The sequence below is a fragment of the Streptomyces sp. NPDC001717 genome, assembly GCF_042892775.1.
Classification (GTDB): Bacteria; Actinomycetota; Actinomycetes; order Streptomycetales; family Streptomycetaceae; genus Streptomyces.
Genome location: NZ_JBIAUK010000008.1, coordinates 180,924 through 203,023 on the forward strand (window position 1 = coordinate 180,924; position 22,100 = coordinate 203,023).

22 protein-coding genes are annotated in these 22,100 nt (G+C 70.1%); 18 read left to right on the top strand and 4 right to left on the bottom strand.

The genetic code is table 11. From position 1 onward, the window contains the following. Window positions 1-67 precede the first annotated feature (67 nt). The 5 genes from dop (at window position 68) to prcA (ending at window position 4,223) form a co-directional block, all read left to right on the top strand. Window positions 68-1,579 (top strand): depupylase/deamidase Dop, encoded by a 1,512-nt coding sequence (dop, locus tag ACFYZL_RS16905; RefSeq protein ID WP_384750452.1) that lies wholly within the window; start codon window positions 68-70, stop codon window positions 1,577-1,579. A gap of 207 nt (window positions 1,580-1,786) precedes the next feature. After that, window positions 1,787-1,999, top strand: a complete 213-nt coding sequence (locus tag ACFYZL_RS16910; protein WP_133898495.1) for a ubiquitin-like protein Pup — start codon at window positions 1,787-1,789, stop codon at window positions 1,997-1,999. Window positions 2,000-2,354: 355 nt separating this feature from the next. Beyond that, window positions 2,355-2,627 (top strand): endonuclease VII domain-containing protein, encoded by a 273-nt coding sequence (locus tag ACFYZL_RS16915; RefSeq protein ID WP_388679621.1) that lies wholly within the window; start codon window positions 2,355-2,357, stop codon window positions 2,625-2,627. Then, entirely contained in the window at window positions 2,579-3,418 is an 840-nt protein-coding gene (gene prcB, locus ACFYZL_RS16920) for a proteasome subunit beta (protein WP_388679624.1), read from the top strand. The genes ACFYZL_RS16915 and prcB overlap by 49 nt, the downstream gene beginning before the upstream one ends. Before the next feature lie 40 nt (window positions 3,419-3,458). Continuing rightward, window positions 3,459-4,223, top strand: a complete 765-nt coding sequence (gene prcA, locus ACFYZL_RS16925; RefSeq protein WP_384750443.1) for a proteasome subunit alpha — start codon at window positions 3,459-3,461, stop codon at window positions 4,221-4,223. 59 nt (window positions 4,224-4,282) lie between these two features. Here the strand turns inward: prcA and ACFYZL_RS16930 are convergent, their stop codons facing one another. Then, window positions 4,283-5,278 carry a LacI family DNA-binding transcriptional regulator gene (locus tag ACFYZL_RS16930; RefSeq protein WP_384750441.1) on the bottom strand — a complete coding sequence of 332 codons (996 nt, stop codon included), beginning with the start codon at window positions 5,276-5,278 and terminating at the stop codon, window positions 4,283-4,285. Between the two features lie 136 nt (window positions 5,279-5,414). Here ACFYZL_RS16930 and ACFYZL_RS16935 point away from each other — a divergent pair, with 136 nt between their 5' ends. The 13 genes from ACFYZL_RS16935 (at window position 5,415) to ACFYZL_RS16995 (ending at window position 18,519) form a co-directional block, all read left to right on the top strand. Further along, window positions 5,415-6,662 (top strand): MFS transporter, encoded by a 1,248-nt coding sequence (locus ACFYZL_RS16935; RefSeq protein WP_384750440.1) that lies wholly within the window; start codon window positions 5,415-5,417, stop codon window positions 6,660-6,662. 171 nt (window positions 6,663-6,833) lie between these two features. Next, a complete protein-coding gene (gene pafA / locus ACFYZL_RS16940) occupies window positions 6,834-8,195 on the top strand; it encodes a Pup--protein ligase (protein ID WP_384582297.1) in 1,362 nt (453 codons plus the stop codon). A gap of 103 nt (window positions 8,196-8,298) precedes the next feature. Further along, the gene (locus ACFYZL_RS16945; protein ID WP_384750437.1) at window positions 8,299-9,237 is read left to right on the top strand and encodes an FKBP-type peptidyl-prolyl cis-trans isomerase; all 939 of its coding nucleotides are present in this window, start codon (window positions 8,299-8,301) and stop codon (window positions 9,235-9,237) included. Between the two features lie 43 nt (window positions 9,238-9,280). Beyond that, window positions 9,281-9,658 carry an FKBP-type peptidyl-prolyl cis-trans isomerase gene (locus tag ACFYZL_RS16950; protein ID WP_384750434.1) on the top strand — a complete coding sequence of 126 codons (378 nt, stop codon included), beginning with the start codon at window positions 9,281-9,283 and terminating at the stop codon, window positions 9,656-9,658. A gap of 145 nt (window positions 9,659-9,803) precedes the next feature. Continuing rightward, window positions 9,804-10,760: a helix-turn-helix transcriptional regulator gene (locus ACFYZL_RS16955; RefSeq protein ID WP_384582303.1), complete on the top strand. Its 957-nt coding sequence runs from the start codon at window positions 9,804-9,806 to the stop codon at window positions 10,758-10,760. A gap of 170 nt (window positions 10,761-10,930) precedes the next feature. Further along, window positions 10,931-11,899: a helix-turn-helix transcriptional regulator gene (locus tag ACFYZL_RS16960; RefSeq protein ID WP_384750430.1), complete on the top strand. Its 969-nt coding sequence runs from the start codon at window positions 10,931-10,933 to the stop codon at window positions 11,897-11,899. Between the two features lie 12 nt (window positions 11,900-11,911). Then, entirely contained in the window at window positions 11,912-12,139 is a 228-nt protein-coding gene (locus ACFYZL_RS16965; protein ID WP_384582306.1) for a hypothetical protein, read from the top strand. Between the two features lie 26 nt (window positions 12,140-12,165). Beyond that, complete coding sequence (locus ACFYZL_RS16970) at window positions 12,166-12,366, top strand: hypothetical protein (protein WP_384750428.1); 201 nt, start codon at window positions 12,166-12,168, stop codon at window positions 12,364-12,366. A 196-nt stretch (window positions 12,367-12,562) separates the two neighbouring features. Next, window positions 12,563-12,859 carry a Sec-independent protein translocase subunit TatA gene (gene tatA / locus ACFYZL_RS16975; protein ID WP_384582310.1) on the top strand — a complete coding sequence of 99 codons (297 nt, stop codon included), beginning with the start codon at window positions 12,563-12,565 and terminating at the stop codon, window positions 12,857-12,859. A 47-nt stretch (window positions 12,860-12,906) separates the two neighbouring features. Beyond that, entirely contained in the window at window positions 12,907-13,872 is a 966-nt protein-coding gene (gene tatC / locus ACFYZL_RS16980; protein WP_384750422.1) for a twin-arginine translocase subunit TatC, read from the top strand. An 81-nt stretch (window positions 13,873-13,953) separates the two neighbouring features. After that, window positions 13,954-14,853, top strand: coding sequence for a diacylglycerol kinase (locus tag ACFYZL_RS16985; RefSeq protein ID WP_384750419.1), 900 nt, complete (start codon window positions 13,954-13,956; stop codon window positions 14,851-14,853). Between the two features lie 81 nt (window positions 14,854-14,934). Beyond that, window positions 14,935-17,775 carry a DEAD/DEAH box helicase gene (locus tag ACFYZL_RS16990; protein WP_384750416.1) on the top strand — a complete coding sequence of 947 codons (2,841 nt, stop codon included), beginning with the start codon at window positions 14,935-14,937 and terminating at the stop codon, window positions 17,773-17,775. A 90-nt stretch (window positions 17,776-17,865) separates the two neighbouring features. Further along, complete coding sequence (locus ACFYZL_RS16995) at window positions 17,866-18,519, top strand: helix-turn-helix domain-containing protein (RefSeq protein ID WP_384750414.1); 654 nt, start codon at window positions 17,866-17,868, stop codon at window positions 18,517-18,519. 38 nt (window positions 18,520-18,557) lie between these two features. On the opposite strand, the gene ACFYZL_RS17000 is transcribed toward ACFYZL_RS16995, so the two are convergent. The 3 genes from ACFYZL_RS17000 to ACFYZL_RS17010 form a co-directional block, all read right to left on the bottom strand. Continuing rightward, window positions 18,558-19,526 (bottom strand): RluA family pseudouridine synthase, encoded by a 969-nt coding sequence (locus ACFYZL_RS17000; protein ID WP_384750412.1) that lies wholly within the window; start codon window positions 19,524-19,526, stop codon window positions 18,558-18,560. Between the two features lie 34 nt (window positions 19,527-19,560). After that, window positions 19,561-21,093, bottom strand: coding sequence for a serine hydrolase (locus tag ACFYZL_RS17005; protein ID WP_384750409.1), 1,533 nt, complete (start codon window positions 21,091-21,093; stop codon window positions 19,561-19,563). Window positions 21,094-21,239: 146 nt separating this feature from the next. Next, window positions 21,240-22,079 (bottom strand): siderophore-interacting protein, encoded by an 840-nt coding sequence (locus ACFYZL_RS17010; protein ID WP_388679638.1) that lies wholly within the window; start codon window positions 22,077-22,079, stop codon window positions 21,240-21,242. Window positions 22,080-22,100: the final 21 nt, after the last annotated feature.

Here is a 22,100-nt window from a genome sequence, read left to right on the forward strand (position 1 = left end):
GCACCGGAGCACCAGCGGTACTTAGCGCCGCTCCCGACGAGGAGCGCCGCCGGGCAAGGAGGGCCGCATGACCGTACGGCGAGTAATGGGGATCGAGACGGAGTACGGGATCTCCGTCCCGGGCCACCCGAACGCCAATGCCATGCTCACCTCGTCCCAGATCGTCAACGCCTACGCGGCGGCGATGCACCGGGCGCGCCGCGCCCGCTGGGACTTCGAGGAGGAGAATCCGCTGCGGGACGCCCGGGGCTTCGACCTCGCCCGCGAGGCCGCGGACAACAGCCAGCTCACCGACGAGGACATCGGCCTCGCCAACGTCATCCTCACCAACGGCGCACGGCTCTACGTCGACCACGCCCACCCCGAATACAGCTCCCCGGAGATCACCAACCCGCTCGACGCCGTCCTCTGGGACAAGGCCGGCGAGCGGATCATGGCCGAGGCCGCCGTACGGGCAGCCCAGCTGCCCGGCGCCCAGCCGATCCACCTCTACAAGAACAACACCGACAACAAGGGCGCCTCCTACGGCACGCACGAGAACTACCTGATGAAGCGGGAAACCCCCTTCTCGGAGATCGTGCGCCACCTGACCCCCTTCTTCGTCTCCCGCCAGGTCGTCACCGGCGCCGGCCGCGTCGGCATCGGCCAGGACGGCCGCGAGCACGGCTTCCAGATCAGCCAGCGAGCGGACTACTTCGAGGTCGAGGTCGGCCTGGAGACCACCCTCAAGCGGCCCATCATCAACACCCGCGACGAGCCGCACTCCGACGCCGAGAAGTACCGCCGGCTCCACGTGATCATCGGAGACGCCAACCTCTCCGAGATCTCCACCTACCTCAAGCTGGGCACGACTTCGCTGGTCCTCGGGATGATCGAGGACGGGTTCATCAGCGTCGACCTCGCCGTCGACCAGCCCGTACGCACCCTCCACCAGGTCTCCCACGACCCGGACCTCCAGCACCTGATCACGCTGCGCAGCGGGCGCACACTCACCGCGGTGCAACTCCAGATGGAGTACTTCGAGCTGGCCAGGAAGTACGTGGACGAGCGCTACGGGACGGACGCGGACGAGCAGACCAAGGACGTCCTGGCGAGGTGGGAGGACGTCCTGGGCCGGCTGGAGACCGACCCGATGAGCCTGTCGGGGGAGCTGGACTGGATCGCCAAGCGGGAGATCCTGGAGGGCTACCGGCGCCGCGACGGCCTGGAGTGGGACGCGGCCCGACTGCACCTGGTGGACCTCCAGTACTCGGACGTACGGCCGGAGAAGGGCCTGTACAACCGCCTGGTGGCCCGCGGCAAGATGAAGCGACTGGTGGACGAGCCGGCGGTGGAGCGGGCCCAGAGCAAGCCCCCGGAGGACACCCGGGCCTACTTCCGCGGCCGCTGCCTGGAGCAGTACGCGGACGACGTGGCCGCGGCCTCCTGGGACTCGGTGATCTTCGACCTCCCGGGCCGGGATTCCCTGCAGCGGGTCCCGACCCTGGAACCCCTGCGGGGGACCCGGAACCACGTCAAGGAGCTCCTGGACCGCTGTCGTACGGCGGAGGACCTGGTGCGGGTGCTTTCCGGTCAGTGAAGTGCTGCCTTCGAGGCGCCTTCGAGGTGCCTTCGAGGCCTGAAAGGGCCCCGGTCCGGGAATCATGAAATCAGCCGGACGTTATGAAAGTGCGGGGACGAATGTCGGACCCAACTTGTAGGGTCCGACGTAGGGTCTGATCTTGAGAGATCCCGAATCCCGGGGTCTCTCGACATGAGCGTGCGAACCGAGCGGGGTGAGGTAGACATGGCGACCAAGGACACCGGCGGCGGACAGCAGAAGGCGCAGCGCTCGACCGAGGAGGTCGAGGAGGCTGCGGTCGAGGAATCGACGGACCTCAAGGAGAGGCAGGAGAAGCTCTCCGACGACGTCGACTCCGTTCTTGACGAGATTGACGATGTCCTCGAGGAGAATGCTGAGGACTTCGTGCGGTCCTTCGTTCAGAAGGGTGGCCAGTAAGGCCATTTGACCTTCGAATCGAAGGTGGGGGGCAGGGTAAGTGTCAGAGGTTACCAAGCGGTGTTCGCGATGTAAGCAGGACAAACCGCGGGGGGAGTTCGCGAGCAACCGCTCGGCGGCCGACGGCTTACAGGCCTACTGCCGTGAGTGTTGGGCGGAGTACTACAAAGCCCGGCAGGAGGCAAAAGGGCGGACGGTACGGGTCAAGGTGGACGTGCCGTCCGGCCACAAACGGTGTCCGCAGTGCGAAGAGATCAAGCCGCACTCGGAATGGGAGCCCAACAAAACCACCTCGGACGGATGGTCTAGCTACTGCCGTTCGTGTCGGGCGAAGCGCAACAGGGCGAGTTACTTCATGCGGAAGTACGGCATTACCGAGGCCGAGCGCGACGAGATGATCGCAGCTCAGGGTGGCGTGTGCGTGATCTGCCGGGACGCTCCTGCCGAGCACGTGGATCACGATCATCAGACGGGTAAGGTCCGAGGCGTACTGTGCTTCAGCTGCAACGCAGCCCTGGGGCAGTTCAAGGATCGGCCGGACGTCATAAGGCGTGCAGCCGCTTACGTGGAAGGAAACCTGTGGAACCCAACACTCGTAGCACAGGGCGTCTACCGGCAGCCTTCCTGACGCCGGGGTCGTCGTCCTTCATGGACTTCCTGGGCGCGCACGCGCCCGAGATGCTGCCGGGGAACCGGAAGCTGCCCGAGGGGATCGTCGAGGCGCCGCACGGGACGACCATCGTCGCGGCCACCTTCCCCGGAGGGGTCGTGCTCGCCGGTGACCGGCGGGCGACCATGGGGAACATGATCGCGCAGCGGGACATCGAGAAGGTGTTCCCGGCCGACGAGTACTCCGCGGTCGGCATCGCCGGTACGGCCGGCCTGGCCGTGGAGATGGTGAAGCTGTTCCAGCTGGAGCTGGAGCACTTCGAGAAGGTGGAGGGGGCGACCCTCAGCCTGGAGGGCAAGGCGAACCGGCTGTCGACCATGATCCGGAGCAATCTGGGGATGGCCATGCAGGGCCTGGCGGTCGTGCCGCTCTTCGCCGGGTACGACGAAGGCAAGGAGAAGGGCCGGATCTTCTCCTACGACGTGACCGGCGGCCGCTCCGAGGAGCACGGTTACGCGGCCACCGGATCGGGCTCGATCTTCGCCCGCGGTTCGATGAAGAAGCTCTACCGTCCCGATCTGACGGAGGAGCAGGCCACCACGCTGGTCGTGCAGGCGCTGTACGACGCCGCCGACGACGACTCGGCGACCGGTGGGCCGGACCTGTACCGCCACATCTACCCCATCGTCACCGTCATCACCGACGAGGGCTTCCGCAGGCTGGACGAGGACGAGTCGCAGGCGCTCGCCCGCAAGGTGACGGACCGACGGCTCCAGGAGCCCGACGGTCCGCGCGCCGCCCTGCTCTGACCAGTCCTCTCGTCGCCCAGAAGAAAGGGACGGAAAGCCGGTGTCGACTCCGTTCTATGTGTCACCCCAGCAGGCCATGGCCGACCGGGCGGAATACGCCCGGAAGGGCATCGCCCGCGGCCGCAGCCTTGTTGTGATCCAGTACGCCGACGGCATCGTGTTCGTCGGCGAGAACCCGTCCCGTGCGCTGCACAAGTTCAGCGAGATCTACGACCGGATCGGCTTCGCGGCCGCCGGCAAGTACAACGAGTACGAGAACCTGCGGATCGGCGGTGTGCGGTACGCGGATCTGCGGGGATACACCTACGACCGTGACGATGTGACGGCCCGTGGGCTGGCGAACGTGTACGCGCAGACGCTCGGCACGATCTTCTCCTCGGCGGGTGAGAAGCCCTATGAGGTGGAGTTGGTCGTCGCCGAGGTCGGGGCGACGGCGGCCGGGGACCAGATCTACCGGCTTCCGCACGACGGGTCGATCGTCGACGAGCACGGTTCCGTCGCCGTCGGTGGCAATGCCGAGCAGATCAGCACGTACCTGGATCAGCGTCACCAGGACGGGATGACCCTGTCCGAGGCGCTGAAGCTGGCGGTGCAGGCGCTGTCCAGCCAGGCCAACGGTGCGGACAAGACGATTCCGGCGGAGCGGCTGGAGGTCGCGGTGCTGGACCGTACGCGGTCGCAGCAGCGGAAGTTCAAGCGGATCCGTGGCCGGCAGCTGGCGCGGTTGCTGGAGGCGGAGGTTCCGGCGGCGGCCCAGGCGGATGCCGTGTCGAACGACGAGGCGCCGGAGGACGACGCCGAGTAGGGGATCGTTCAGTGCGTGGCCCCGGTTCGCCGTTTCGGCGGGCCGGGGCTTTCGTGTGTTCAGGGGGTGGGGGCGGGTCCCGAGGAGTCGCGTACGACGAGGTTCACGGGGAGGTCGGGGGCGGTCCAGGGGGTGCCTTCGAGGACGGCGAGGAGGGCGGTCATGCCCTGTTCGCCGATGCGTTCGGCGGGGAGGTGGACGGTGGTGAGTTCGGGTTCGACGGCGGTGGCGAGGGCGAGGTCGTCGAAGCCGGTGACGGAGAGGTCTTCGGGGACGCGCAGGCCGAGGCGGCGGGCGGCTTTGCAGGCGCCGGCGGCGAGGATGTCGTCGTCGCAGATGACGGCGGTGGGGCGGGGGCCGGGGGCGGCGAGGGCGGCTTCCATCGTGGTGCGGGCGGCGTCGACGCTGAGGGGGGCGCGGACGGTGCGCAGTTCGGTGTGGGGGCCGAGGTGGGTGGTGAGGGCTTCGGCGCGGACCCGGAAGGTCCAGGTGTCGATGGCGGAGGCGAGGTGGAGGAAGCGGCGGTGGCCGTGGGTGAGGAGGTGTTCGGTGACCTGGCGCATGCCGTCGGCCATGGCGAGGTTGACGTGGGCGGAGCCGCCGGCGGCGGGGTCGCTGTCGAGCATGACGAGAGGGAGGGTGGCTCCGCCGATGGCTTCGAGGGTGTCGGCGGCCATGGAGGAGGCGATGACTCCGTCGAGGGCGGCGCGGGCGGAGGCGAAGGGGTCGCGGGCGGGGCCGGTGCCGTCGGGGGAGGGGTAGAGGACGACGCCGAAGCCGTGTTCGGCGGCGATGCGGGCGGCGCCGGTGTAGACGCGGGCGAAGAATTCGTTGGTGAGGGCGGGGACGACGAGGAGGGCGGTGCGGGTGGTGCCGAGGCGGAGGTTGCGGGCGGCGAGGTTGGGGCGGTAGCCGAGGGTGGTGGCGGTTTCGCGGACGAGGTCGGCGGTGCGTTCGGAGACGCGGCCGCGCCATTTGTCGCCGAGGACGAGGGAGACGGTGGCCTGGGAGACCCCGGCGGCGGTGGCGACGTCCCGGCTGGTGGGTCTCGTCACAGGGGGCTCCCGAAGTGCGTGGTCAGAACGGATCCGGTGTTCCGGTGGGTGGACCGGTGGACTGGGGCCATGGTACGTATGACCCGTCACGTTATACGTATTACCCCGGCGTGGGTCCGGGCAGAAGGGGGCGGTCATGGCCGCGGGATACGCGGAGCTGCTCAGGACCCGGCATGCCGCGAGGCTGCTGGTGGGCACGTTGGTGGGGCGACTGCCGAACGCGACGGCGCCGATCGCGATCGTGCTGTTCACGCGGGCCGAGGGCGGCAGCTACAGCCTGGCGGGCGCGCTGGCGGCCGTGTACGGCGTGGCGAACGCGGTGGGTCAGCCGTTGCTGGGGCGGGCGGTGGACCTGTACGGGCAGCCGCGGGTGCAGCTGCCGGCGGCGGTGGTGTCGGCGTTGGGGATGGTGTGGCTCGCGGTGGCGGGTACGGGGTCGGCGGTGGCGGCGTACGCGGCCGTGGTGATCGCGGGTCTGTTCACGCCGCCGCTGGAGGGTGGGCTGCGGGCGCTGTGGCCGGGTGTGCTGGGCGGCCGTGAGGAGCGGGTGCACCAGGCGTACGCGATGGACGCGGTGGCCCAGGAGGTCATGTTCACGGTCGGTCCGCTGCTGGTGACGCTGTTCGTGGCGCTGTGGTCTCCGGCGGGGGCGCTGCTGGCGCTGAACGCGATCGGGGTGCTGGGTGCGCTGTCGGTGGTGGTTTCGGAGCCGTCGAGGGCGTGGCGGTCGGAGCCGCGTGAGGCGCACTGGTTGGGGGCGCTGCGTTCGCGGGGGCTGCTGGCGTTGCTGGGCGCGTTCTTCTTCGTGGGTTCGGCGCTGGGGTCGATCACGGTGGCGGGGGTGGCGTACGCGGACGGTCACGGTGGGCAGGTGGTGTACGGCTGGCTGATGGCGGCGCTGGGTCTGGGTGCGTTGGTGGGTGGTGTGGCGTACGGGGCTCGGCAGTGGGCGGGTGCGCCGGAGCGGCGGCTGCGGTTGCTGGTGGCGTTGTTGGCGGTGTGTTATCTGCCGTTGATGTCGGTTCCGGGTGCGGTGGCGATGACGGCTTTGACGGCGCTGGCGGGGGTGTTCCTTGCTCCGGCGATCGCGTGTGCGTTCATCGTGGTGGACCGGCATGCTCCGGTGGGGACGGTCACGGAGGCGTTCTCGTGGCTGGTGACGTTCTTCGGGGTCGGGGCGGCGATCGGTACGGCGGTCGCGGGTCCGGCGGTGGAACTGGGTGGTACGGCGGCGGGCTTCGGTGTGGCGAGTGCGGGTGGGGCCGCGGCGTTGGTGGTCCTGATGGCCACTCAGCGGGTGCTTGCGGCGCGGGGGCGCAGTCGTGAGGTGGCGGGTTCGGCGGGTGCGGCGGGCGCGGTGGAGGTGTCCGCGGAGCAGGGCTGAGGTTTCGCGGGTTTCGTCGGGGGCGGGTCGGGTATGCACAGGCGTCGTGTCGTGCTTTTCCGGCCGGCCCCCGGGTGTTTTGCGGCGGGTCGTCGGCGGTTTCGGGGAAACTGATCGAACCGCGCCGGCGAACCCGGTTTCAGAAGGGGGCAGAAGGCGTAATGTTCAGTCATGGACCGCCGCATTTTCGGGCTGGAGAACGAGTACGGCGTCACGTGCACGTTCAGGGGACAGCGCCGACTGTCTCCTGACGAAGTGGCGCGCTACCTCTTCCGCCGTGTTGTGTCATGGGGCCGCAGCAGCAATGTCTTCCTGCGGAACGGTGCCCGCCTGTACTTGGACGTGGGTTCGCATCCGGAATACGCAACACCCGAATGCGACAACGTGACCGAGCTGGTCACGCACGACAAGGCCGGCGAGCGCATTCTCGAAGGACTGCTCGTCGATGCAGAGCGTCGCCTGCACGAGGAGGGAATCGCGGGCGACGTCTATCTGTTCAAGAACAACACCGACTCGGCGGGCAACTCGTACGGCTGCCACGAGAACTACCTGGTGGCGCGGCACGGGGAATTCTCGCGCCTGGCGGACATCCTCATTCCGTTCCTCGTCACGCGGCAGTTGATCTGCGGTGCGGGCAAGGTGCTGCAGACTCCGCGGGGTGCGGTGTACTGCGTGAGTCAGCGGGCCGAGCACATCTGGGAGGGTGTCAGTTCGGCGACGACGAGGTCCCGGCCGATCATCAACACGAGGGACGAGCCGCACGCGGATGCGGAGCGTTACCGTCGGCTGCACGTGATCGTCGGGGACTCGAACATGTCCGAGACGACGATGCTGCTGAAGGTCGGGGCGACCGATCTGGTGCTGCGCATGATCGAGGCGGGCACGGTGATGCGTGACCTGACGCTGGAGAACCCGATCCGGGCGATCCGTGAGGTCAGTCACGACATCACGGGTCAGCGCAAGGTGCGTCTGGCGAGTGGTCGGGAGGCCTCGGCGCTGGAGATCCAGCGGGAGTACTACGACAAGGCGGTGGACTTCGCCGAGCGCCGGGGGATCCGTACCGGCACGGTGGAGCAGGTGCTGGAGCTGTGGGGTCGGACCCTCGACGCGATCGAGGCGGAGGACCTGGACCGGATCGGGACCGAGATCGACTGGGTGATGAAGTACCAGTTGATCGAGCGGTACCGGGCCAAGCACAACATGACCATGTCGAATCCGCGGGTGGCTCAGATAGACCTCGCGTATCACGACATCCACCGGCGGCGCGGGCTGTACTACCTGCTGGAGCGCAAGGGGCAGGCGGCGCGGATCTGCAACGACCTGAAGATCTTCGAGGGCAAGTCGGTGCCCCCGCAGACGACGCGTGCGCGGCTGCGCGGTGATTTCATCCGTCGGGCGCAGGAGCAGCGGCGGGACTTCACGGTGGACTGGGTGCATCTGAAGCTGAATGACCAGGCGCAGCGGACGGTGCTGTGCAAGGACCCGTTCCGGTCGGTGGACGACCGGGTGGAGAAGTTGATCGCCGGGATGTAGATCTCACCGGTGTGTGGTCAGGGCCCCGTAGCTGTCTCGTACGGGGCCCTGTTCACGGCTTAGAGTGGCGGCGACCGTTTGCCGTCTGAGATCTGAGGAACACGTGCGCCGACTTGCCGGCCTGCTTGTCGTACCCCTTCTGCTGCTGTCGACAGCGGCGTGTGGTGACAGCGGCTCCGACTCCGCCCAGATGAAGAACGGGGCGCCCGCGATCACGAAGGGTGCCGAGTTCGGGCAGAAGCCCACCCTGTCGACGGGTAAGGGGACGCCGCCGAAGGAGCTGAAGGTGGTGACCGTCAGCGAGGGCAAGGGCCCGGCGCTGAAGAAGGGCGACATCGCCCAGGTCAATTACCTCGGCCAGGTGTGGGACGGCAAGGAGCCGTTCGACCAGAGCTTCGACCGGGGTCAGACGTTCGATCTGACCGTCGGTGCGGGTGCCGTCATCAAGGGTTGGGACCAGGGTCTCGAGGGTCAGAAGGTCGGCAGCCGTGTCGAGCTGGTGATCCCGCCGGACCTGGGTTACGGGGCCCAGGGTTCGGGCGAGAAGATCAAGCCGAACGCGACGCTGGTCTTCGTGGTGGACATCGTCAAGGGTGCTTCCGTTCCGGTTTCGGCGACGGGCAAGGAGGTCCCGCAGGACGACAAGGCGCTGCCGAAGGTCGGTACGAACACGGACGGCAAGGAAGTCGCCGTGACCGTTCCGAAGGACACGGAGCCGCCGGCGAAGCTGGTGTCGAACTACGTCCTCGAGGGTGATGGCGCGGCAGTGAAGGACACCGACAGCGTGGTGGTCAAGTTCCACGGCAAGACGTGGAAGGACGACAAGACGTTCGAGAGCACGTACGCGTCGGACACGACGGTGACGTGGCCGATGTCGCAGCTGTCGGTCAAGGGCCTGAAGGACGGCATCACCGGCAAGAAGGTCGGCAGCCGGATCCTCCTGGTGATTCCGCCGGACATGGCGTTCGGGGACAAGGAGAAGGGATCCATTCCGGCTAACTCGACGCTGGTCTTCAGTCTCGACATCCTCGCGGTGATGTAAGACTGTCCCGGTTGACCGGTTCGTAAGTTTGAGGAGCAGTTCCGTGAGCGACAAGCTCGAGAAGCCCGAGATCGATTTCCCCGAGGGTCCGGTTCCGACCGACCTGGTGATCGAGGACATCTGGGTGGGCGAGGGTGCCGAGGCCAAGGTCGGCGCCTTCGTCAAGGTCCACTACGTGGGCGTGGCCTTCTCCACCGGTGAGGAGTTCGACGCTTCGTGGAACCGCGGCAGCGCGCTGCAGTTCCAGCTGGGTGTCGGTCAGGTCATCAAGGGCTGGGACCAGGGTGTCCAGGGCATGAAGGTCGGCGGTCGTCGCAAGCTGACGATCCCGGCGCACCTGGCCTACGGTGACCGCGGCGCGGGCGGTGCGATCGCCCCGGGCGAGACGCTGATCTTCGTCTGTGACCTGATGGACGCCTGATAGGGCGACTGTTTGATCGGCTTTGGGGCCCCTGCCTGTCGGTGGGGGCCCCTCGCTTTTGTCCGGGCGCGCCGGGGCGGTACGGTCGACGGTCACGGCTGTGTCCGCGAGTGGGCGCGTACGAGGGAAGCGGGGATGGGCGTCGATGGCGATTGCCAAGGCCGAGCGGCTGATGAATCTGGCGCTGTGTCTGCTGGGGACGCGTCGGCCGCTGAGCAAGCGGGAGTTGCGGGGTTCGATCGAGGCGTACCTCGAGGCCGGCAACGACGAGTCCTTCAACCGCATGTTCGAGCGGGACAAGGACGATCTGCGTGAACTCGGCCTGGTGATCGAGACGGTGGAGAACCTGGAGGGCGAGATCGGGTATCTCGCGCGCCGGGACAGCAATCGGCTGCCTCCCGTCTCGCTGGACGCCGAGGAGGCCGCGGCCCTGGGGCTGGCGGCGAAGGTGTGGCAGCAGGCTCGGTTGGCGGGGGCGGCGAGCGGAGCCCTGCAGAAGCTGCGTGCGGGCGGGATGCCGGAGGCGGGGGATCCGTACGAGGGCCAGCACAGTGCCATCGAGCCGCGGATCCCGGTGCACGAGGCGGCTTTCGAACCGTTGATGCTGGCGTGCCGGGACCGGCGGCCGGTGGTGTTCGACTACCGCAAGTCGACGGCGGCGCGGCCGGAGACCCGGCAGGTGGAGCCGTGGGCGCTGGAGTGCTGGCGGGGTCACTGGTACCTGGCCGGGTACGACCGGGACCGCGGTGCGGAGCGGGTGTTCCGGTTGTCGCGGATCACGGGGAAGGTCCGTTCGCGGGCGGGGAAGTACGTCGCGGAGGTGCCCGACGTGGTGACCGTGCGGGAGACCGTGGCGAGCTGGGCGGGGGAGAGCGCGGACCGTTCGGCGCTGATCCGGTTGCGGGCCGGGGCGGGGTATCCGCTGCGGGCCAAGGCGACGGCCGTGCGGGAGGGCGGGGACGGCTGGGACGAGCTGGAGATCCCGTACGGGCACGGGCTGGACGCCTGGCTGGTGGAGTTCGGGCCGGACGTCGTCGTGGTCGGACCCGCCGATCTGAGGGCGGACGTGGTGGACCGGTTGAGGGCCGTGGCCAAGGCCTGAGCCGACGTGGCCGGCCGGGGCGCAGGTCTCCCGCCGCCGGTCCCTCGCGCAGGGGGCCCACCGCCGGGGCCCCGCCGCCGGGGTGGAACGGCCGGGCCGGTCGGCCCGTGCCCCTACGCATTGCAAGCGCACCATTCGAAGAGCACGCCCTGAGGGGGAGACGTACCAGCATGGCTGCCAACGCCATCGACCAGACCCGCCGGATGCTGTCCCTGGTCACGTATCTGCGGGAGCGCCCGGGCGCGCACGTCGCCGACGTCGCGCGGGCCTTCGGGATCACCGAGGACGAGCTGATCTCGGACCTCGACGTGCTGCCCATGTGCGGGACCAGTTTCCGGGGCGGTGACCTGCTCGACATCGACACCGACGGGGAGCGCATCTGGTGGCGCAACCCCGACGCGTCGGGGGAGTCCACGGCGGAGCCGCTGCGGCTGGCGGCCGACGAGGCGACCGCGCTGCTGGTGGCGGCGCGGGCGGTGGCGACCCTTCCGGGGCTGCGGGAGAGCGACCGGCAGGCGCTGCTGCGGGCCACCGCCAAGCTGGAGGCGGCGGCGGGCGAGGCGGCCGGGGCTTCTTCCCGGCTGTCGGTGACCTTCGAGTCCGAGGGCGGGGTCTTCGCGGACGTGGACCGGGCCATCGCGGAGCGCCGCAGGCTGTGGCTGCGGTACTACTCGCCGGCGCGCGACGAGCTCACCGAGCGCAAGGTCGACCCGATCCGGTTGTTCGCGGTGGGGCACACGTACATGGAGGGGTGGTGCCACCTCTCGGAGGCGCGGCGCACCTTCCGCCTCGACCGGGTCGCGGAGATCCGGCTGCTGGACGAGCGGGCCGAGCCGCCCGCGATCGAGCCGCGGGACCTGTCCGAGGGCCTGGTGCAGCCGGCCGCGGAGGATCCGGAGGTCGTGGTCGAGGTGGGGCCGGGCGGGCGTTGGGTCGCCGAGTACTACCCGCACGACAGCGCGGAGGAGCTGCCCGACGGGGGGCTGCGGATCACGCTGCGCAGCCCGGATCCGGCGTCGCTGCGCCGGCTCGCGCTGAGGCTGGGCCGGGAGGGGCGGATCGTGGCCCCTGCCGGGCTGGCGGAGAGCGCGCGGAGCGCGGCTCGAGAGGCACTCGCGGGGTACGGGGAAACGGTCTGAGGGGCGGGGGCGATGTCGCAGAAGTCCGGGCCCGTCGCCTTCAAGGCGTCCTGTCCCGACTGCCGGGCCCGCTTCGAGTTGGACGCGGGTGCGCTGCGTCTGGCGATCGGGGGCAGCCGCAGGGCCACGTTCTACTCCTTCACGTGTCCCGCGTGTGGTGTGGCCGTCCGCAAACCGGCTGGTGAGCGGATTGTGGAGCTGTTGACGGGTGGTGGCGTGAGCACCCTGCGCAGTGTCTGACGGTGCTCCTCGTCTAGGCTCCTTCCATGCTGTGGCCGATGATCGCAATCGCCTTGGGTTTCCTGGGGCTCGCCGTCCTGTCCGTGCTGGCCGTACGGGTGTTCGTGGAGGTGCGCAGGCTGTCCGGGCAGGTGGAGCGGGCCAGCCGGCGGATCTCGGACGCCTCGGGGGAGCTGGAGCGGGCGGCGCTGGACCTCGCTCGGGCGGGTCGCGGCGTACGGCAGTGACATAGTCCACATAGCGGGACGGAACCGTGTGACCGGGGCGTGAACAATCCGGTGTTCGCGCAAGCGGGGGTACGCCGGGGGATTGCCGACCGTTTACCCCAGGGGGTTACGATCCTCGGAAGGTCGGTCGCCGGTTCTTCGAGGTGGCCGGGCACAGCCACCACAACCAGCCGTTTCGGTGAGAAGGACGACACACATGATCGGCAATCTGAAGCCCCTCGAGATCCTCCTGATCGTCGCCGTTATCTTCCTGCTGTTCGGCGCCAAGAAGCTCCCCGACATGGCCCGCTCCCTCGGCAAGTCGGCCCGCATCCTCAAGAGCGAGGCCAAGGCCATGAAGAAGGACGGCGAGGCCGAGGACGCCGCCGCGGCCGCCAACGTCGCCGACCAGGCCGCGCAGCAGCCCGTCGCCCCGCGCACCATCCAGGCCGCGCCCGGTGACGTCACCAGCTCCCGCCCGGTGAGCGAGCCGAACCGTACCGCCCAGGGCTGACCCGCCCCGGTCACGCCAGTCATCTGCAACGAGACAAGGGACGTGGGTTGCTCAAGTCTGCCCGCAAGCAGGAGAAGAAGGACCGGAAGGCACAGGACGCCGAAGGGCGGATGCCTCTCGTCGACCACCTGCGTGAGCTTCGTAACCGTCTGCTGAAGTCGGTCCTGGCGATCGTGGTGATCACGACCGTCGCTTTCTTCTTCTACAAGGACATCATCAACTTCCTGTTGAAGCCGATGCTGGATTCCGTCGGCTGCATCGGTGGGGTGGTGACCCAGCGCAACGGCCGTCCCTGCGCGGACATGACCGTGAACGGCCTGATCTCGGCGTTCTCGATCGCTCTGAAGGTCTCGCTGATGACCGGTGTGGTGCTCTCCACGCCGGTGTGGCTGTACCAGCTGTGGGCGTTCGCCGCGCCCGGGCTGCACAAGCACGAGAAGAACTACGCGCGGGGCTTCGTCGCGGTCGGAGCTCCCCTGTTCCTGACCGGCGCGGTCCTCGCGTACAAGATCCTCCCGCAGACGGCGACGATCCTGCTGGAGTTCACGCCCGACAACGCGCGCAACCTTCTGCCGGTCGACGACTACCTCGACCTGGTCGCCCGCATGGTGATCGTGTTCGGCCTGGCCTTCGAGCTGCCGCTGCTGTTGATCCTGCTGAACTTCACCGGGGTGCTCACGGCCAAACGGCTGGCGGGCTGGTGGCGCGGGATGGTCCTCGGGATCACGATCTTCGCGGCGTTCGCCACGCCCACGGGTGACCCGCTGACCATGCTGACGCTGGCGGCGCCGATCGTCGCCCTGTACTTCGCGGCGCTCGGGCTGTGTCTGATCAACGACCGCAGGCGGCAGCGGAAGAACCCCGATGCCCTGCTCGACGACGACGAGGCCTCCTCGCTGGACCTGACGCCGGCGCCGATCGGCGAGCGGGAAGAGATCCAGGCTCCGGCCGCGCTGCCCGGTCAGGACGACGGCGGCCGTGGGCGGATCAACGGTTACGACGACGCCACCTGACAGGTACGCCCCCGGCTACCGCTGGGAGGTGCCCCCGGGGGTGACCGAGGCTCGAGGACGGGCTCCGGTACATTCCCCGGGGTGAGCTCTGAGATCACCCTCTTCGTCAATCCCACCGCGGGTCGCGGCCGGGGCGCGCACGCCGCGCAGCCGGCCGCTTCCGCGTTGCGGGACGCCGGTTTCTCGGTGCGCGTGGTCGTCGGTGCGGACGGCCCGGACGCCCTGGAGCGGCTGCGGGCCGCCGTCCGCGAGGGCACCGGCGCGGTGGTCGTGGTGGGCGGTGACGGGATGGTCTCCCTCGCGCTGCAGGCCCTCGCGGGGACGGCGGTGCCGCTCGGGGTGATCGCGGAGGGCACGGGCAACGACTTCGCGCGGGCGCTGGGGTTGCCCGTACGGGAGCCCGCGCGGGCGGGGCGGCTGATGGCCGGGGCCCTGAAGGAGGGCCGGATCCGCGAGGTCGACCTGGGTCGGGTGGCCGGCGCCGACGGGGGGTCCTGGTACGGGACGGTGCTGTGCGCCGGCTTCGACTCCCGGGTCAACGACCGGGGCAATCGGATGCGGCTGCCGGTGGGCCGGTTCAAGTACGACCTGGCGATGCTCGCGGAGCTGGCCGCGTTCCGCCCCTTCCCGTACCGGATCACCCTGGACGACGGGCCGGTGATCGAGACGGAGGCCACGCTGGTGGCCGTCGGCAACGGCTCCTCCTACGGCGGCGGGATGCGGATCTGCGCGGGCGCCGTCCCCGACGACGGGCTCTTCGACATCACGGTGGTCGGGGCGTGCGGCCGGGCCACGCTCCTGTCGGTCTTCCCCCGCGTGTACAGGGGGACGCACCTGGACCATCCGAAGGTGACCGTGCACCGGGCGCGGAAGGTGACGTTGGAGGCGGCCGGGATGACGGCGTACGCGGACGGGGAGCCGCTGGGGCCGCTTCCGGTGACCGCCGAGTGCGTCCCGGGGGCGGTCCGGATCCTGTCCTGACCCCTGCCCCGCGGCCGGTCCCGCAGCCCGTTTAAATGATCGCGACTGTTGTCAGAGCCGGCGGGTAGGCTCGATCCCAAGATGACCGAAGAACTCTCACCCGCCGAGCGGTACGCCGCTGCCCGGATCCGCGCCGCCGAAGAGGCCAGTGCACTGCACCCCTTCCGCGAGATGTACGAATTCGATCTGGACCCGTACCAGGTCGAGGCCTGTAAGGCACTGGAGGCCGGCAAGGGCGTCCTGGTGGCCGCCCCGACCGGTTCGGGCAAGACGATCGTCGGCGAGTTCGCCGTGCACCTGGCCCTCCAGCAGGGCCGCAAGTGCTTCTACACGACGCCGATCAAGGCCCTGTCGAACCAGAAGTACGCCGACCTCGTCAAGCGCTACGGCGCCGACAAGGTGGGGCTGCTGACCGGTGACAACAGCGTCAACTCCGAGGCGCCCGTGGTCGTGATGACCACCGAGGTGCTCCGCAACATGCTCTACGCGGGCTCGCAGTCGCTGTTGGGCCTCGGCTACGTCGTGATGGACGAGGTCCACTACCTCTCCGACCGGTTCCGCGGGGCCGTGTGGGAGGAAGTGATCATCCACCTCCCCGAGTCGGTGACGCTGGTGTCGCTGTCGGCGACCGTGTCCAACGCGGAGGAGTTCGGCGACTGGCTGGACACCGTGCGCGGCGACACCGAGGTGATCGTCTCCGAGGAGCGGCCGGTTCCGCTGTGGCAGCACGTCATGGCCGGCCGCCGGATCTACGACCTGTTCGAGGAGGAGTCCGACCACGGAGGCCGCGGCTCCGCGCGCCGGGAGGTCAACCCCGACCTGCTGCGCATGGCGCGCGAGGAGAACAGCCGCACCTACAGTCCGAAGGACCGGCGGCGCGGCAGGATGGTCCGCGAGGCCGACCGCGAGCGCGAGCGGCGCTCCCGCGGCCGGATCTGGACCCCGTCCCGGCCCGAGGTCATCGCCCGCCTCGACGGGGACGGGCTGCTGCCCGCGATCAACTTCATCTTCAGTCGGGCCGGCTGCGAGGCGGCCGTCCAGCAGTGCCTGTACGCGGGGCTGCGGCTGAACGACGAATCGGCGCGGCTCAAGGTCCGTGAGCTCGTCGAGGCGCGCACCGCCTCCATCCCGGCCGAGGACCTGCACGTCCTGGGCTATTACGAGTGGCTGGAGGGCCTGGAGCGGGGCATCGCCGCGCACCACGCGGGCATGCTGCCCACCTTCAAGGAGGTCGTGGAGGAGCTGTTCGTCCGCGGGCTCGTCAAGGCCGTCTTCGCCACCGAGACCCTGGCGCTGGGCATCAACATGCCCGCGCGCACGGTGATCCTGGAGAAGCTCGTCAAGTGGAACGGCGAGCAGCACGCCGACATCACCCCCGGCGAGTACACGCAGCTGACCGGCCGGGCCGGGCGGCGCGGCATCGACGTCGAGGGTCACGCGGTGGTGCTGTGGCAGCGCGGCATGGACCCGGCGGGCCTGGCCGGGCTCGCGGGTACGCGCACGTATCCGCTGCGGTCCAGCTTCAAGCCCTCGTACAACATGGCGGTGAACCTGGTCAGCCAGTTCGGGCGGCACCGTTCGCGCGAGCTGCTGGAGACCTCCTTCGCGCAGTTCCAGGCGGACCGGTCGGTCGTCGGGATCTCCCGGCAGGTGCAGCGCAACGAGGAGGGCCTGGAGGGCTACCAGGAGGGCATGACCTGCCACCTGGGGAACTTCGAGGAGTACGCGCGGCTGCGCCGCGACCTGAAGGACCGTGAGACGGAGCTGGCCAAGCAGGGCGCGGCGCAACGCCGGGCGCAGGCGGCCAGTTCGCTGGAGAAGCTCAAGCCGGGCGACATCATCCACGTGCCGACCGGCAAGTTCGCCGGGCTCGCGCTGGTCCTGGACCCGGGCGTGCCGGCCGGGCGGGTGCACGGGCACCGCGGGCAGGATTGGTCCGAGGGCCCGCGTCCGCTGGTGCTCACGGCGGAGCGGCAGGTCAAGCGGCTCGCCGCGATCGATTTCCCGGTGCCGGTCGAGGCCCTGGACCGGATGCGGATCCCGAAGACCTTCAACCAGCGTTCCCCGCAGTCCCGTCGGGACCTGGCGTCCCAACTGCGCAGCAAGGCCGGGCACATCACGCCGGAGCGGCGTACGCGCGGCCGTGCCGCGGCGGCGGACGACCGCGAGATCGCCCGACTGCGGACCGAGTTGCGGGCGCACCCCTGCCACGGCTGCGACGAGCGCGAGGACCACGCCCGCTGGGCGGAGCGCTACTGGCGGCTCAAGCGGGACACGCAGGCGCTGGAGCGGCGCATCGAGGGCCGGACGAACACCATCGCCCGCACCTTCGACCGGATCCACGCGCTGCTCACCGAGCTGGACTACCTGCGCGAGGACGAGGTCACCGTGCACGGGCAGCGTCTGGCGCGGCTCTACGGGGAGCTCGACCTGCTGGCTTCGGAGTGTCTGCGCGCCGGGGTCTGGGAGGGGCTGAGTCCTGCCGAACTGGCCGCGTGTGTCTCCGCGTTGGTCTTCGAGGCGCGGCAGTCCGACGACGCGGTCGCGCCGAAGGTGCCGGGCGGCGCCGCGAAGGCGGCGCTGGGTGAGATGGTGCGCATCTGGGGTCGGCTCGACGCCCTGGAGGAGGAGCACCGCATCAACCAGGCGGAGGGCGTGGGTCAGCGCGAGCCGGACCTCGGCTTCGCGTGGGCTGCCTACCAGTGGGCTTCGGACAAGAGCCTGGATGAGGTGCTGCGCGAAGCGGAGATGCCGGCGGGCGACTTCGTGCGCTGGTGCAAGCAGGTCATCGACGTGCTCGGCCAGATCGCGGCGGCGGCCCCCTCGGCTTCCGGCGGGAGCGGGAGCACGGTGGCGAAGAATGCCCGCAAGGCCGTGGACGCGCTGTTGCGGGGTGTGGTGGCCTACAGCTCCGTCGGGTAAGCGGACTTGGAGGTTCCCCCAAGTGTGGGGCCGGCCCGATCTGTTCTCTTGCCATGATCGGATCGGCGTGCCGTGTGCGACGATCGGCCCATGAGTGGGGGATTGGCCGGGGGGCCTAAAAGGGTCGGTCGGCCGCGCGCCGACCAGGCGAGACCGGAAAGTGGCCGGCCGCCGCGCGAGGAACTCCTCAGTGCGGCGGCCGAGCTTTTCACCGCCAGAGGATATGCGGCGACGACCACGCGGGCGGTCGCCGAACGGGCCGGAATGCGCCAGGCCACGATGTACCACTACTTTGGCGGCAAGGAGGAACTCCTCGCCGAGCTACTGGAGTCCACGGTCGCGCCGTCGCTGGTGCTGGCCCGGCGGCTGCTCGCCGAAAGCGAGCGGCCCGCGGCGCGCCGGCTGTGGGAGCTGTGCCGCTCGGACGTGCTGCTGCTGTGCGGCGGGCCGTACAACCTGGGGGCGCTGTACCTGCTGCCCGAGGTGGCCGGTGCGCGTTTCTCGCAGTTCCGCCGGATGCGGGGCGAACTGAGGGACGCCTACCGGACGTTGCTCGACGGAACGTCCGTCGGGGACGAACTGGCGGGGGACGAGGCCGGGTTGGACCTGCGCAACGATCTCGTGTTCGGGCTCATCGAGGGCGTCATGCTGATACACCGCTCCGATCCGCAGCGGCCCGTGGCGGTCTTCGCGGAGGCCACGGCCGACGCGGCGCTGCGGATCGCGGGCGTTCGTTCCGGATAGGTCGTTCCGGACAGGCCGTTTCGACTGGGTCGTTCCGGCTAGGTCGATCCGGTGCCGGCCTCCCAGCCGGGCCGGTCGGTCCAGGCCTGGAGCTCGCGGCCGCTCTCGAAGCGGTGGGCGGTGCCGGTGACCGGGTCGGTGAACTCCAGCACCCGGGCCAGGAGTTGCAGCGGGCGGCGGTAGTCGTCCGGGGCGGGGTCGGTGACCCGCGGGTAGACGGGATCGCCGAGGATGGGCATGCCCAGGGCGTTCATGTGCACCCGTAGCTGGTGGGTGCGGCCCGTGTGCGGGGTCAGCCGGTAGCGGGCCAGGTCGCCGCGGGTGGCGATGAGTTCGACGAGGCTCTCGGCGTTCGGTTCGCCGCCCGGGACCTCGACCGCCGCGATGACCCCGCGCGTCTTCTCGATCCGGCTGCGGACCGTGCGGGGGAAGGTCGCCGCCGGATCGTGGGCCGCGAGGGCCTCGTACTCCTTGTGCACCGCGCGCCTTTGGAACAGGAGCTGGTAGGCGCCGCGGTCCTCGGGCCGGATGCTGAACATGACCAGCCCCGCGGTCAGCCGGTCCAGCCGGTGCGCCGGACTGAGCTCCGGCAGGTCCAGCTCCTCGCGGAGCCGGGCCAGGGCGGTCTGCGTGATGTGGCTGCCGCGCGGGGTGGTCGCCAGGAAGTGCGGCTTGTCCACGACCAGCAGGTGCGGATCGCGGTGCACGACGCGCACGGCGAAGGGCACGGTCGGCTCGGGCTCCATGTCCCGGTGGAACCACAGGTACCCGCCGGGCTCGTACGGGTCCCGCGCGCTCAGGACCCTTCCGCCCGGGCCGAGGACCCGGCCGGCGGCCAGCAGGTGCGCCATGGAGTCCGCGCCGCGCGTGCCCGCGTACCGCTCGGTCAGGTACGTGCCCAGATCGGGCCACTGCCCTTCCGGGTCGGCGGGCAGCCGCAGGCGCACCGGGTCGATTCCGGCGCGCTGGGGGAGGGGCGAGGGCGGTACCTGGGCTTTGCGTCTCATCGGGGACAGGCTATGCGGGAGGGGAGCGCACCCCTCACCGCCGGGTGAAGGTGCCGAGGTGGTTGGCGTCGAGGTACTCCACGCGGAGGGTGCCGTCGGAGAAGAAGACCCCGGTGCGGCCGACCGCGTTCTCGCCCGTCGTCTCGAAGCTGAAGGTGTCGCCTTCGTAGTGCGTGAGCCGGTAGCGCAGGGGTTTCGGGCCGAGGGAGAGGGTGAGCGCGCCGGAGTCGTCGGCGGTGACGGTGGCCTTGCCGTAGTACGCGTTGTCGTAGGTGCCGGTGTACGCGGCGCTGTCCTGGGCCGGCTTCGCTCCCGAGGGCGGGTGTGCGTAGTCGGTGGGGGAGCGGAGCGCGAAGTCCCCCTGCTCGTACACGGCCGCCAGCAGGGGGAGCCAGTCGGTGGTGGCCTTGCCGTGTTCGGCGAAGTCGAAGAAGTCCAGGGCGATGGCGTCGGCGGCGCCGACCGGGGCGCCGTTGGTGAGGACGACGATGCCGAGCTGCTCCAGCGGGAGCATGGTGACGTTGGTGTTGGCGCCGAGTTCGAAGCCGCCGGAGTGGCTCAGGCGCAGCCGGCCAGCGTCGTCGTAGGAGACGTTCCAGCCGAGGCCGTAGAAGCCGGTGTGGTTCGCGGGCGGGGTGGGCTGCTGCGACAGGATCTGAGGGAGGTGGGTGGCGGCGAGGTTGTCGGCCGGGATGATGCGCTTGCCGTCGAGGGTGCCGCCGGCGAGCTGGAGCCGCAGCCAGCGGGACATGTCGCGGGCGGAGGAGCTCACACCGCCGGCCGGTGCCTGGGCGTCGGGGTTGCGGACGTACCGCGGGCTCCAGGTGCCGTCGGGGTTCTTCACGTGGGTGGCGGCGTGGTTCGGGGCCTGCTCGAACGCGGAGAACTCGGTGCTGGTGCTGGTCATCCCGGCCGGCTTGAACAGGACGTCGTCGGAGAGCTTCTGCCAGCCGGCGCCCTTGGCGCGGGCGACGGCCTCGGCGGCGGCGGTGAGGCCGAAGTTGGTGTAGGCGTAGCTCGCGCGGAACGGGGTGAGGGGTTCCAGGCGGAGGTGGTCGAGGATGTACGCCTGGTCGTAGCCGAGGTCTTCGAGGAGGTCGCCCGCGTGGTCGGGAAGGCCGCTGCGGTGGGAGAACAGGTCGGCGTACGTCACGTGTCCGGAGACCCAGGGGTCCTTGAGGGAGAACCCGGGGAGGTCGGTGTGCCGGCCCCATGCGCCGGGGTCGGTGAGCGCGCCCGCGACGACGGTCGAGGAGATCGGCTTGGAGACGGAGGCCACCTGGAAGACCGTGTCCGGGTCGACCTTCGCGGTCTCACCGGTGCGACGGAGTCCGAATCCCTTGATGTAGACGACCTTGTCGTCGTGGACCACGGCCACCGAGACGCCGGGGACGCCGGTGCGGCGCATCATCTCCGCGACGGTCCGGTCGAGGTGGTCGACTGCGTTGTCGACGGCCTCGTCGCTGATCTGCGGCTTCGGGGGCGGGGGCGGGCTGGGAGCGGTGGTCGCTCCCGTCGCCAGGAGTACGGCGGCGCCTGCCGCCCCGAGTGCGCGGAGCGTACGCATGGCGTCATTGTCCCGCCGGTCCGCCGTTGCCGCGCGCGGTGGCTGTGAGGGCGCGGCGCCGTTGCCGGGGGCTCCGCCCCCGGACCCCCGTGCCTCGAACGCCGGCGAGGCTGGATATGGCCTGTCGGGTCGCCGCGCCGGAGGCGTCAGGCCGCGGCCGCGTGCTCCTGTTCGGCTTCCACCGCCGCGTTCCAGTCGCGCTTGATCGCGCGCCAGCCCTCGTCCGTCTCGCCCAGGCGCCAGTAGCCCGAGATCGACAGGCGTTCGCGCGGGATGCCGCGCTCCAGGCGCAGCAGGTGGCGGAGTTCCTTGACGAAGCCGGCCTCGCCGTGGACGAAGGCGTGTACGTCCTGGGAGGGGAAGTCCAGGTTTCTGACGGCCTCCACCAGCGCCGCGCCGACCGGGCGGTTGCCGCGGTGGACCCAGACCGGGGCGATGCCGTCCGGGGTGGTGATCCTCTGCTCGTCGGCCGGGCCCTCGATCTCCACGAAGGCGTGCACCCGTGCGCCCGCCGGCATCCGCTCCATCGCCGCCGCGATGGCGGGCAGGGCGCTCTCGTCGCCCACCAGGAGGTGCCAGTCGGCCGCCGGCGTCGGGGCGTAGGCGCCGCCCGGGCCCAGGAACCGTACGGGTTCACCGGGCCGGGCCCGCTCCGCCCAGGGGCCGGCCAGGCCCTCGTCGCCGTGGACGACGAAGTCGAGGGTCAGTTCCCGCCGCGCCGGGTCCCAGCAGCGCACGGTGTACGCGCGCTGGCGCGGCCACTGGTCACGCGGGTATTCGGCGCGGATCCGCTCCAGGTCCCACGGCTCGGGGTAGGTCACGCCCTGCGGGGGGAAGAGGAGCTTGACGTAGTGGTCGGTGAACTCGCCCGCGCCGAAGCCGTCCAGGCCCTCACCGCCCAGCACGACCCGCACCATGTGCGGCGTCAGCCGCTCGGTGCGTACGACGGCTGCGGTACCGACATTGCGGGCGCGTCCTTGTGCCACGGTGTCTCCCCTTGACTCCCC